Origin of the sequence: Prosthecobacter sp., from assembly GCF_044373815.1 — a bacterium.
Lineage (GTDB): Bacteria > Verrucomicrobiota > Verrucomicrobiia > Verrucomicrobiales > Verrucomicrobiaceae > Prosthecobacter.
The window spans coordinates 1-13,029 of sequence record NZ_JBIPNG010000157.1; the positions used below are offsets into that span (position 1 = coordinate 1).

Annotated in this window: 4 protein-coding genes; 1 reads left to right on the forward strand and 3 read right to left on the reverse strand. The window is 57.9% G+C overall.

Annotated features, from left to right (window positions below; all coding sequences use genetic code 11):
- On the reverse strand, nt 1-5,804 hold a 5,804-nt coding region (locus tag ACIREA_RS14310), incomplete at its 3' end, for a tetratricopeptide repeat protein (RefSeq protein ID WP_397382956.1).
- A gap of 131 nt (nt 5,805-5,935) precedes the next feature.
- Between ACIREA_RS14310 and ACIREA_RS14315 the strand changes: the two genes are divergently transcribed.
- Complete coding sequence (locus ACIREA_RS14315) at nt 5,936-6,736, forward strand: ThuA domain-containing protein (protein WP_397382957.1); 801 nt, start codon at nt 5,936-5,938, stop codon at nt 6,734-6,736.
- A gap of 5 nt (nt 6,737-6,741) precedes the next feature.
- Here the strand turns inward: ACIREA_RS14315 and ACIREA_RS14320 are convergent, their stop codons facing one another.
- Together ACIREA_RS14320 and ACIREA_RS14325 are read right to left on the reverse strand one after the other, a co-directional pair.
- Nucleotides 6,742-11,619 carry a PAS domain S-box protein gene (locus ACIREA_RS14320; RefSeq protein ID WP_397382958.1) on the reverse strand — a complete coding sequence of 1,626 codons (4,878 nt, stop codon included), beginning with the start codon at nt 11,617-11,619 and terminating at the stop codon, nt 6,742-6,744.
- Nucleotides 11,620-12,006: 387 nt separating this feature from the next.
- The coding region (locus tag ACIREA_RS14325; protein WP_397382959.1) for an ATP-binding protein at nt 12,007-13,029 on the reverse strand (1,023 nt) is incomplete at its 5' end.

Sequence of the window (13,029 nt, forward strand, 5' to 3'; positions counted from 1 at the left end):
ACCCGCAGAAGCGAATAGGCGGCGGCATTGTTATATGAGCCGCCACGTCCGTAGCGTGTGTCGATGGTGCTTTTCATGGTCTTGGCCCAGGTGCTTTGGTCGTTGCCGAGGGCTCCTGAAATAATCCGGGCAAAGAAGGGCTCCATTCCGGCTTCGGGGCGCAGCTGCTGGCGCAATCCCAGATAGTGGGCAATGGCGTAGCCTTCGCTGAAGTTGCGGTTTTGTTTCATGCTGCCAGCGACTATTTCATCCAGCGGCAGACCTTCGATGCCGCGCTCCACCCAGCGGTCGATCAGCCAAACCAGATTTGGTTCATCACCATAGTTTGAACTGACACGACTGGCGGTGATGAGGTATGTTTTGGCATTGTGAACGAAGGCTTCGGGCGGGCAGGACCAGACGCCCAACTGCGCGCGCAGGACACTCTGCTGCGTGCTGTCCAAAGCTGCGACAACCAGAGGCATGATGTCCTTTTCCACCTGCTCCAGCTGATTCTCCTTCCAGCCTTTCCAGATGAGGAACTCCGCCGGCGTGGGGGACCAGAGACCGGTCACCTCCTCATAAAAGCCAAACCGGCGTGTGATGTTGCCGCGCTGAATGCGAGGGGCCGACCTGGCCGCCTCAAGCAGCCGCCGGGCCGTGGCGGCCAGTTCATCCATTTTTTTTTCATCATTTATCGTCAAACACGCAAAGCGGCGGAAGCCTTCCTCCGCCAACGCGGGATGATTCATGAGAGCCTGGCACATGCGGTCATGCACTTCGCGTCGTTTCAGCGCCTCGGGTGAGGTCGAAGGGAGGTAGTCTTCGTCATCCTCGTGGTTTGCTCCGGGCCGGGCATAGAGATGCGCCAGGCGAGGAGATCGATATGACTGGTTCGCGACCATGGCAGGCAGATCGATCATCCAATCCAGACCTTTGACCGCCGCCCCAGCCGGCGCGGATGCCAGCATTCCAGCCAGCGCATCGACGATGTTCATCCTGCCCTCAAGCGGCAAGGAGTCATCCCGGCTAATGACTTCGGCGATGAGGCTGCCCACGCCGCTCTGCTGGTAAGCGGAAAGGGGGACATCGTTCATCATCTTCACAGCCCGAGCGGAGTCAGCGCCGGCAATCAGGGAGCAAAGGTGCAGACGCGCCTCGAAGTGCTTGGGGTTCATCTCCACGATTTTCTCCAGCACCTTGGTGGCGTCGGGCTTGCGGTCGGTGAGGATCAAGAACTGCGCATGGTCGAACATTTTGGCCACCGTGGCATTTTCCCCGGGGTCAAAGACTGCCTGAACTTTTTCAAACAGGCCCGGCTTGCTCAAGTGGCGCCTGATCTCCTTGGCGCGGCTGGCGGCGTAGCTTTGATTGCCGTTGCTGGCATAGGTCAGGGCACGTTTGAGCTGGATGACGGCCTCCTTCACAATGGCATCTTCATCCTTGCCGGTGAGCAGCGTGAGCAGCTTTTTCGTGTCGATGTTGGTGCTGCTGACATAGGAGGTGGAACGCTGGCTCGACAACGGGACCACCATGGCGATGCGGGACCACTGCTCCGCCTCATCTCCCAGCTGCAGGCTCTTCATGGCAGCGAGCAGCTCGTCCTTTTGTTCAGTCGTGATACGAGCGCTGCGAAGGCGACGCAGCGCCATCTGCGCGGGCTCCAGCAGGGGGCTGCCTGGCTGAGGTTTCAGCTTCAGGGCCGCATGTGCCAACGCGGCGTCAAAAGCAGGACGGACAGTGGCGGGAATGTTCATGGTGGAAGCGCGGACGAGCAGCTCGGCCACACGGTCATATTTGTCCTCGATGCTGAACCATGAGGCCGCGAGCAGGAGATCATCCACAGAAGGATTCTGTGCGGCAAGGAGCTGGGCCACCTCCCGCTCCACACGATCGCGTTCACCGGCCTTGTAGGCCAGCAGGGCACGCAGCGCCGGAGACTTGACACCATCGATGAAGGGCTTCAATCCGACGTACTGCTCTAGTTCCGGCTCGAGCTTGTCATCCTCACGCGGATTGTAGATGTCCTTGCGGCCGAAATAGAGCACCAGAGTGTGAGGCAGCGTCGTCCCACCAGGGAAAGGCAGACGGGCAAGCATGTCGCCGGAGGGAGTCTGGGTTCGGCGGTTGAACTGCGTGGCGAAAGCCGCCCATGACTGACGTGTGGGAACATCTTCAGTCCAGATCCGCACCTCGCGCTCCATGAGTGCGACGAACTCCTTCCATGCTTTCTGCGTGCGGCAGGCGTTGGCCGCAGTGGGAACGCCCGTGCTGTAAACCCGTGCCGGCATGCTCGGGTCGGTCTGGTCGAGTTGAAGCAACAGCAAGGAAAGCATGCGGCGGCACAGCGGCTCGGGCAGCGAATAAGATGGAGACCTCTGCTCCATGCTCTGACTACCGCCGATCAAGTAGCCCAAATAATAGCGCCCTGAGTAAGATTTGCGCATCTCTTCCGGCGACATTTTTTCGAGTGAGGTCACCACCTCAGTGAGCAAAGGCACGCCTTTTTCACCCCCATCCGTCACGGCATGTCTAGCGGCCTGAAATGCAAGATCGGGGTATTTGGATTTAAAATGTTCAAACGCACTGGCAGCGGTCTCGAATGAAATGTTTTCCCCATTGCTGATGGAATAGGCCAGCACCACTTCATCATCTGGATATTTCTCCAGAGCGTCCGCGCTTGTGCGTATGCGGTAGTATTGATCAATATCGAGAGCGTCGAGATAACGCGCAGCAGGAGCACCCGCGCTGACAGCCTCTGCTATCCATGCCGCCTTTTTCTGCGCCCCCTCTCCCTTCATGAGGGTGATGGCATGCGCCGCCGACATCGAGCGGAGGACGTCCAGGCTGGAGGGCACCATCACCGCCTTGCTGGCGTTCTGGCCCGAGAAGCGGATCGAATTCGAACGATAGTTGTAAGCCTGGTATGAACTACCGGAACTTAGACGAATCAGGTCTGCATAGCCCTTTGGCGTGCGTTTTTCCAACTCCTCCAGATAATTGCCTCCGATGGAGGGAGTCTTCGCCGCTGCTTTGATTGAGGGCAGTTCCTGGGACTGTGCCATGAGGCGGATGAACAGAGCCATGGCAGCGTCCGTTTTGCTCTCCTCCTCAAGCGCCACCGCCTGCAGATAGCCCAGCCGATAGTCCTCGGGGAAGCGACGCAGCAGCGGCTCGAGAAAACTGATGACTCGCTTCCAGTCCTGATGGGCAGTCATGCTTTTGGCCAAGGTGAGAGCGTCATCGGCATCCATCTGCGCGCCGCCGGCCAGCTCATAGAGCATGCGGTAGCCGGTGTTTGCATCGCCGTATTCGATTTCGATCGAAGCGATCATCTGCTGAACACGCCCACCTTTGGAACGACCGGCGAGGCGCTGCAGTTCTTCGATGGCACGCTTCGACTGGCCCATCTCCAAATCCATATGAGCGACCTGCATGGCAAGGGTGACATCATCAGGCCGCAGGCGCATGGCCTCGCGCAGTGCACGCTCCTGCTCCGTGGTGCTGCCTGCCACCCGGTAAATTTCCGCGAGGGCCAGCCATGGCGCCGCATCTGCGCGATTGGTGCGCTGTCGTTCGAGGAATTTATCCGTGAGCGCCTTCAACTGGCCGCGCTCGCTGGCCAGACGTGCGAGGGTGCCGACCCAACGCATTTTGTCCTCCGGCTTGTCCTCCTTCTCAAAAAGCGAGAGGTAGACCCGCTCTGCGTCGCTCATCTGGCCTTGCTCGATGTAGCCGGAGGCCAGTGCGTCCGCCACGGACTCATCGTCTTCAAATTTACGAGTGGCTGCCAGAAGCACTTTAAGAGCTTCGCGCCCTTTGCCACTGAGCTGCAGAAGCTTGGCCTCGCGCAGCCAAGGAGAAGCGGAGCCGGGAGAAAGTGTCTTCCATTCCGCCACCCACTTGAGCGCCTGATCTGGTTTTCCCGAGCGCTCAGATAAGTCCACCAGACGCTGAATGTTGGTGGAATTTCTGCCTTGAGGCATGGCCATGAGTTTTTCCGACTCCTCCGTCGCGCGCAGCCAGTCCTGGCGAGATTCCATCAGCTTTAGCAGCCGTGTCTGTGCGGCCAATGCATGCTCCGCTGGAATTTCGCGAAGGGTTTTCTCCGCGCCCAGGTGGTCCTGCTTTTCTTCGAGCAGTGTGGCGAGGAGAACGCGTTCCTGCACTGTCGGAGTGCTCTTTTGCAAAGCGGCCAAGGTTTCGGCAAACTTTGGCTCATCTGCCTTCAGACATGTCACGACCTGCCGCAACGAATCATCCATAAAGCTGACGTCTGTGATAGCCCGCACTCGAGCGAGCGCCCAAGGAATGGCCTCCACGGATTTTTTGGCGCTGAGCGCAGAGTTGATCAGCAGCCCAAGAAAGCGCTCATCGCCTGCAAACTCCGCGTGACGAGCCTGCAGCACTTCCAAAGCTGCCTGCGGCTCAAGACGTGCCATGAGCGCCTGCCCCACGGCCATCAGCTGGGAGAGATCGCCACTTTTCGCGAGATCACGCCAGATCGCCAGTGCCGCATCACGTTTGCCACTGCGGTGAAGGTAATGAGCCTGAGCCTCCCTGGCAGCACTGCTTGCAGGAAAAGCGGCGACCATGCGCTCGTAGGCGAGGGTGGCATCGTCACCACGCTCCCAGCTTTCGTAGAGCCGTGCCACGCGGAGGTGATCAAACTCTGCGGTGTCTTTCGCGGCTAGAAATTTATCCAGCGTGGTTTTGGCAGCAGGCCTGTCCTTTGACCGCTCTTGCAGCGTTGCCAGTCGGATGAGGAGTTCACGATCATCGGGTGCCTGCTCGATCAGAACGTTGGTTTGCGCGATGGCCTCCTTGAACTGCTCAAAGCGTGCCAGCAAATCCAGGTAGCTCTCACGCAGCTCCCGCTGGCCCGGTGTTTTTTGCAGCAGGGCCGCGTAGATGGTGAGGGCTTTATCTTTCTCACCCAGCTCAGCCAATACTCGCGCGCACTGCCGCTCCAGAGAGGTGCGCTGAGGATGGGCGGCCTGCAGCTTTTCAAGCTCCTTGACCAGCCCGCTGAGGTTCTCATCTCGACGAAACATCGTTTCGATCTGCGCGAGAACTTCGCCTTCGATCCAGGTGCCTTGGCCGGTGTCTGACAGGGTGGAGGTCAGAAGGGCGAGAGCGGCGTCCTTCTTGGTGGCGCGCATCTGAATTTCGGCCAGGCGGAGCTGGCGCACGGCTTTGGCGTAGGGGTCTTTGGTGCTGGCAATTAGAGCCAGCATCTGTGCCTCCGCTTCTGCAAACAGGCCTTCGTCGAGCTGCAACTCGACCACCTCCTCCACCAGATCTTCGTCATCGGCGTTCGCTTTCACCAGATCCCGCCATGCCTGCAGGGCGGCTTCGGGCTTGCCCGTGCGCAGCAGCCAGCGCCCGCGCATCTGGCCGATCTCACGGCCTAGGTCTGCATCTGCGCCGCCTTTTTCCGCTGAAGTGAGCGATTTCAAGGCCGCCTCGAAATTCATCATGCGCGCCTCCAGTTTGGCCCGTTGGAACCAAGCCCGAGCGTTCGTCCCCTCGCGCTCCAGGGCCGCTGTGTAAGCTTTCAGAGCTTCGGCTTCGTTGCCACGCTGGTCGTGAAAAATTGCCAGCACGAGCAGATCGGCGGTGGTGCTGGTGCGCTGGCGCAAAAATTCGGACAGGGAGTCGGCGGTGCCTGTCTCCATCCACGCCGAGTAGAAACGGTCATAGACCAGACCAGCCTGGGGACGCTTGAGAAGCATCTGGTGATATTTCTCCGCCTCGCCCCCCGGTGGCGTGGTCTGTCCGAAACATGCTATGGCTGAGGCGAGGAAAAGAAACCGGATTTTCATAAAAGAAATTTACCAACCCTTTTACCAAATCTCCTATGCCAAGGACAAGAGAGAACCGCAACCAATCGAGATTCATGCAAGACAGGGCATGCATTCCGCGCATACTCGGCTTCCCAACTTCATCCGCCGCCATGCGTCCCCTTATCATCTCCCTGCTGTCCATCGCCTGTCTGTTTGCCGTCGCCGCCCCGAAAGAAGAGGTGAAACCGCTCAAGGTTCTCATGATCACCGGCGGCTGCTGCCATGACTATGAGAATCAGAAGCTGATCCTCAGCGAGGGTCTCAGCGCGCGGGCGAATGTGGAGTTCACCATCGTGCATGAAGAAGGGCCGGAAGGTAAAAAGGACAAAAGCCACAAGATCTCGATCTATGAAAAGGACAACTGGGCCGAGGGCTATGATGTGATCCTGCACAACGAGTGCTTCGGCGGAGTCGATGACGTGGCGTTTGTGGAACGCATCGCCAAGGCGCATCACAACGGTGTCCCGGCGGTGATGCTGCACTGCTCCACCCACAGCTACCGCACGGCCAAGACCGATGAATGGCGCAAGTGCGTGGGCCAGACTTCGATGAGCCACGAGAAGAACCGTGATTTGAACGTGAAGAACATCGCGGAGGGCCATCCGGTCATGAAAGGCTTCCCTGCGGAATGGCTCGACGCCAAGGACGAACTGTACAAAAACGAAAAGCTCTGGGAGCACTTCGTCCCGCTGGCCAAAGCCTATGGCGAAGACACGAAGATGGACCACAACGTGATCTGGGTGAACGAGTATGGCAAAGCCAAGGTCTTCGGCACCACGCTGGGCCATGGCAATGAAACGGTGCAGTCCCCCGTCTATCTCGACCTCGTCGCTCGCGGCCTGCTCTGGACCTGTGGCAAGCTTGGCGAAGATGGCAAACCACTCCCCGGCTACGAAGCAAAGCAGAAGTAGTTTAACTAGGCCTGCAACACCTCGGCCAGGGTCTTCAAGAGAGTTTCGGCCGAGTAGGGTTTTGGGATGAAGTGTTTCACGCCGGCCCCCATGGCCCTGGCGACCATGTCTTTGACGCCCAACCCGCTGGCCGCGATGATGCGCACCTGCGGATTGATGCGCATGAGCACCTGGATGGTTGCCAGACCATCCATGACAGGCATCATCATATCGGTGAGCACTACGGCTATTTCTTCCTGGTGGGCAGTGAACACAGTCGAGGCCTCGACACCATCCGCCGCCAGCAGCACACGGTAGCCAAAAGCTTCCAGCGTCTGACTGATGATCTGCCGGACCGTGTCTTCATCATCGACCACCAGCACCCACTCGCCGTTGCCACGCGGCAGCGTCGTCTCAACAGGAGTGTCCTGCTGCACATCTGCGGTGTCATTCGCAGGCAAATAAACCTGGAATTTCGAACCTTCCCCGAGCTCGCTTTGCACCCGTAGAAAGCCGTGGTGACCTTTGATAATGGCGAGCGTGGTGGACAAACCCAGACCGGTGCCCTTGCCCATTTCCTTCGTCGTAAAAAACGGCTCAAAAATGCGCTCCAGAACGTCCTGAGGCATGCCTGTGCCGCTGTCTTCCACCTCGATCAGCACATGCCGCCCGGGCTTTGCATCGGGGCTCAGCGCCGCGCATTGCTCATCCAGCACCACATTGCTGGCAGAGAGCTTGAGCATGCCGCCATTAGGCATGGCATCACGTGCATTGACGCAAAGATTGAGCAAAACCTGATGCAATTGAGTGGGATCTCCCTGCACGCCCCACAAATCCGTCTGGATCCTGCTGCGCACCTGGATGTTCTTCAGAAAAGTCTCATTGGCGATCTTTTCGATCTCCTTTAGCAGGCGTCCCATTTGAACGGCGAGCTGCCGCCCTTCCACGCCCCGCGCAAAAGAGAGCACCTGCTGCACCATGTCTGCTCCGCGTCTGGCGCTGTTTTCGATGGTTGAGAATATGTTCAACCGCCGTTCATTGGTTTCCTGCATTTTGAGCAGTTCAATGGACATCATGATGGGGGTGAGCACGTTGTTAAGATCGTGCGCGATGCCGCCGGCCAGGGTGCCGATGCTCTCCATGCGCTGCGAACGCAGCAACTGGGCTTCGACCTGTTTGCTCTCGGTGATGTCCTCCGCCGTGCCGACGATGCGCAGCACGGTGCCGTGAGAATCGCGCACGGGAAAGGCGCGGTCATGAATCCACCGCAGAGTGCCGTCAGCACGCAGAATGCGGTAGCGCTCGTCGTACTCGCCGCGTGTCCGCTTGGCAGCCGTCGCCTGCTCAACGCGTTCTCGATCCTCGGGATGCACTGACCCCAGCCAGCTGAGCGGATTTTCATACAGGCTGGCGCATGTGCGGTGCCAGATTTTTTCATAAGCCGGACTGACGTAGATCATTTCGCTGCCGGTGGGGTCCGTCATCCAGAACACCTCCTCAATGGTTTCAGCAAACTGACGGAAGCGCTTCTCGCTTTCGCGCAGGGAGGTCTCCGCCTGCCTGCGCTCCACGCCTTCCAGCGCCAGCGAGACCAGATTGGACATCGCAAGGGCAAAGGTCTTCTCATCCGCTGTCCATTCCCGCAGCGTGCGAACATGCTCAAGACAGAGCACACCGGTGCGAAAGCCGCCGACGATGATGGGCACATCCAGGATGGACCGGATGCCGTGAGGCTGCAGATAGCCTTCCAAGAATTCACTGGTGCTTGGATTCTGGGCAGCGTCATCCGCAATGATCATCTCCTGTTCAACGAGTGCGCGGAAATAGAGCGGATAGGTGGAGGCTGAAAGCTCCATGCCCGACGAATGCCTGCCCTCCTCCCACTCAAACAAATCCACGCATTTGATGGTGGAGCGGTCGCTGTTGTAACGCCAGATGCTGACGCGGGAGACGTTCAAGGTCTGCGCCGCACCCTCGGCGATTTTACGCAGCAGCAGCAAGGCATCTTCAGCATCCCCCGCCCAATGGCGCGTCAGTTCGATCAAGGTCTTGCGCTGCTTGATGAAGCGTTTGTCCGCCTCGCGCAATTCTGTTTCACGCCGGCTGATGTCGAGAGCAAAACCGATGTCCGCAGCCAGTTCATCCAGCAAGGCCAGCTCATCTGCGTCGAAGAACTCCGTCGTATCGGCATACAAGTTGAACACGCCGATGGTTTTGTCCCCTGATTTCAACGGCAGCGAAGCCATGGAGAGATAACTCCGGCACAGGGCATCGGCCCGCCAGCAGGCGGCGTCCGGATCATGCTCAATGTCATTGCAAACCGAGTGCTGGCCGGACTCCAATGCACGCGCAGTCATGGCACAGCCAGAGCCGGACTGCGTACCGCTGATGATGGCCTCGAGTATTCCCAAGGTTTCCTGAGTGGCCCCAAGGTGTGCCGCGATTTGCAAGCGTCCCGTGTCATCATCCAGAAGACCGATCCACGCCAGGCCAAACAGACCTTTTTCAACCGCAATGCGGCAGGCCGTCAACAGCATGGCCTCCTGATTCTTTTCACGAACAATGGTCTCATTGATGCCGCTCAACATGGCATAGAGACGGTTGAGCTGCTGGATGCGCTGCTCCGCCTTTCTACGGTCGGTAATGTCCTGCATCTGGGAAACAAAAAACGCGGGATTGCCCTGTTCGTCATCCACCATCGAAACAGTGAGCAGCACCCAGACCACACCGCCGCTCTTATGGAGATAGCGTTTCTCCATCTCAAAAGTCTTGATCTCGTGACGGAGCATTTTCTGCACATTGGCAACATCCATTGCGAGATCGTCCGCGTGGGTGATCTGCTGAAAATTGACGGAAAGCATTTCGGATTCGGTGTAGCCGACAATTTCACACAGGGCCCGATTGACGCGTAAAAAGCGCCCGTCGGGAGCGACGAGCGCCTTGCCGATGGGAGCATTCTCGAAGGCTGTGGCGAAGGTGGCTTCGCTTTCACGCAACGCCTCCTCTGCCCGTTTACGTTCGGTGATGTCCTGCACCGTGCCAAAACACCGCGAAGACCTGCCCTGATCATCAAAGAGCAACTCCACTTTCACGAGCGCCTGAGCCTCCAGTCCATCCGCACGTAGCACACGGTATTCAAACGGCTCGATGACTGCGCCAGGCCGCGCGTCTATGAGCTGTGCAAGATAGGCGTCATGCCGCCCACGGTCGTCCGGGTGTACCATCTCCCGTAGCTGGTCATAAGTGAGTGCGACTGACTGTGGCTGCAGCCCGAAAATCCGGTAGAGTTCGTCCGACCATTTGATGCCGCCGTCCGCCACCGTGTATTCCCAGCTACCAATGTGGCTGATGGATTGGGCGCGGCCAAGATCTGCGCTTACCTGGGTCAGGGCGGCCTCGGTGTGTTTGCGATCACTGATGTCCACGAAAGTGGCGACCACATGGGGCTCTCCCTGGAACTCGATGGTTTCCATGCTGGCGATGGCATGGAGAACACCGCCATTGCGCGCACGCAGAGCGAGTTCCATGTCGCGAACCGAACGCTGTTCATCGAGAGTCGTGCAAAGCAAGGCAGCCACAGGTTCCTCAAGCACGGCCAGCTCAATCATGGACCGCTCCACCGCCTCTTCTCGCGTCCATCCGACGAGGCTGGAGAAAGCGTCATTGACCTCCACGATTCGTTGATCGCGGCTGCGGCTAATGGTCAAAGCAACCGGACTGCTGCGAAACGCCTTGATCAGCCGCGTTTCGCCTTCACGAAGCATCTCCGTGGCCTGCTTTCGCGCCGTGATGTCTTCGGTGAACATGATAATGCCGCCAATCGAGCCATCTGCCTGACGCCATGGCTGAATCTCCCAGCGAATCCAGTCCGTCCGTCCGTCGGCACGCAAAAAGGCTTCTTCATCGCATTTTTCGACCTGACCGGTCAGACAGCGCTGATGGATTGCAAACCAGTGCGGCGGCGATTCAGGAAAGACCTCGTAGTGGCTACGCCCCACAATGGACTGAGCACCGAGGCGGTAATCCTTCATCCAGCGCTGACTGACGACGAGATATTTCATGTCACGATCCAGCATGGCGATGGCCGCCGGGCTGTGCTCTGTGTAAAGACGCAGCTGTTCTTCACGCTCCCGCAAAGTCCGAGTGCGCTTTTTCACCTGACCAGTGAGAAACCAATTCCAGCCGACGAGAAGCGCCAGCAGGACCGCCCCCCCAAGGGCACCGTAGCCGAGATAGCGCAGATACCGGGTGGTGCCCAATTTCTGCCCAAACCATTTTTTTTCGATCCGGGAAAACTCCACCTGCCCCACATCAGCGAATCCCTTCTCAATCAACTGCAGCAGACCGGCATTCCCCTTGCGAACGGCACGATGAAACTCTCCGATGCTGACCGGCTCCGTCATCCTGAATTCCGCCTCCAAGCCCTGCTTGTGGAGGAAGTAAAGAGCCGGTGGTTTGTCCGCGACGAAGACATTCACCTTGCGCTCATTGGCAGCGGTAATGATGGCCTCATAGTTTTTGTAGAGCAGCAGCGGGCCAACGCCATTGACCTGAAGGAGCTGCGCGCAAGAATCCCCCGCTTTGGCCGCCACAGGAAACCCCTTCAGCGAGGCCAGGTCGGTGATGCCTGACATCGTCGTGCGAAAAAAGATGGGGACTTGGAGAGTGGCGTAAGGTCGCGAAAAGTCCAGATATGTGGCGCGCTCAGCAGTCACGAAGACGGTGTCAATGACATCAAACTCCCCTGCTTTCATCCGCTCAATGGCAACGGCCCAATCCATGCCGTGGATCTCGGCGGTGATCCCCGTCTTTTTTTCCCAAGCCTGCCACTGATCGATGATGATGCCCTGCAATGTTCCGGCGCTGTCCCTGAAAACATAGGGTGGATAATTGTCATCTATCACCACGCTGATCTTGCTTTGTGGAGCAGGCTGCTGCCCAGAGGCGGACGTAGCGACACAGGCGAGCAAAAATACCACAATGAATCCGTGAACAAGGTGCAGACGTCGTTTGGCGGCGGTGATTTTCCTGATGCCTAGACAGCGCCTCGACCACCCACACCAAGTCTTCAAAAATTTGCGTCCAGAGGTCGGGCAATTCACTTGTTCCATTGCACAAGCACCACCCGAATTGAGAACAATGAAGGACGTTTCCAACATGATGAACTATGTCAGAGCGGGTAAAAGTTCATGACGTTTAAATTACCCTATCGAACCGTAGAGTCTACCGCTTTGAGCATCAAAGCGATGGAGGTTTCAGGCATTTTTCTAGTGAAATAGGAGCAGATTCCATCATGCGGCGACCTGAGCATGCAGCACCGCATCCAATGTTTTGAGGAGAGTTTCTGCGGTGTAGGGCTTGGGGATGAAATTTTTGACGCCCGCATTGGCGGCTTTTTCTTCCATGCCAGCGGCATTCATTCCACTGGCAGCAACGATGCAGATCTCTGGATTCATCCGCATGAGCACCTGAATCGTCGCCGGTCCGTCCATCACCGGCATCATCATGTCTGTAAGCACCAAAGCGACTTCAGAGCGATGCTTGGAATAGAGGGAGACTGCCTCGGCACCATCCGCAGCCAGCAGAACACGGTATCCAAACGTTTCCAAGGTCTGTTTGGTGATCTGTTGTACGGCCGCCTCATCATCGACGACGAGGATCAGTTCACGATTGCCACGCGGCAGGTCTCCAGGCACGGCTGCTTCGATTTCTGCATGTTCGGACATGTGCGCGGGCAGATAGATATGAAAGGTGGTGCCTCTTCCCAGCTCACTCTCCACCCGCAAGAAGCCATGATGGCTTTTGACGATGGCCATGACCGATGAGAGTCCAAGCCCGGTGCCCTTCCCCAGTTCTTTCGTGGTGAAAAACGGTTCAAAGATGCGGTCGATCACCTCAGGCGGCATGCCAGTGCCATTGTCTTCCACCTGGATGTGGAGGTACTGCCCGGGTTTGGCACCAGGCATCATTGACGCGCATTGTCCATCCAACACCATGTTCCTGGCAGAAAGTTTCAACTGGCCACCGTTGGGCATGGCATCACGTGCATTCACACAAAGATTGAGCAGCACCTGGTGAATTTGGGTGGGATCCCCCTGCACGACCCACAAGGGTGCGGGAATGGTGCAGCGAACCTGGATGCTTTTCAAAAAAGTCTCGTTGGTGATCTTTTCGACCTCCTTGAGCAGATGCCCGACCTGCACCGCCAGCTGCCTCCCTTCCACACCTCTGGCAAAGGAGAGGACTTGCTTTACCAGATCCGCGCCGCGTTTGGCGCTGCACTCAATAGTGGCAAGAATTTCATGTTTTTGAGC

Excerpts from the sequence above, each read along its gene's own strand:
- ACIREA_RS14315 (WP_397382957.1), top strand. The coding sequence starts at position 5,936 with ATGCGTCCCCTTATCATCTCCCTGCTGTCCATCGCCTGTCTGTTTGCC.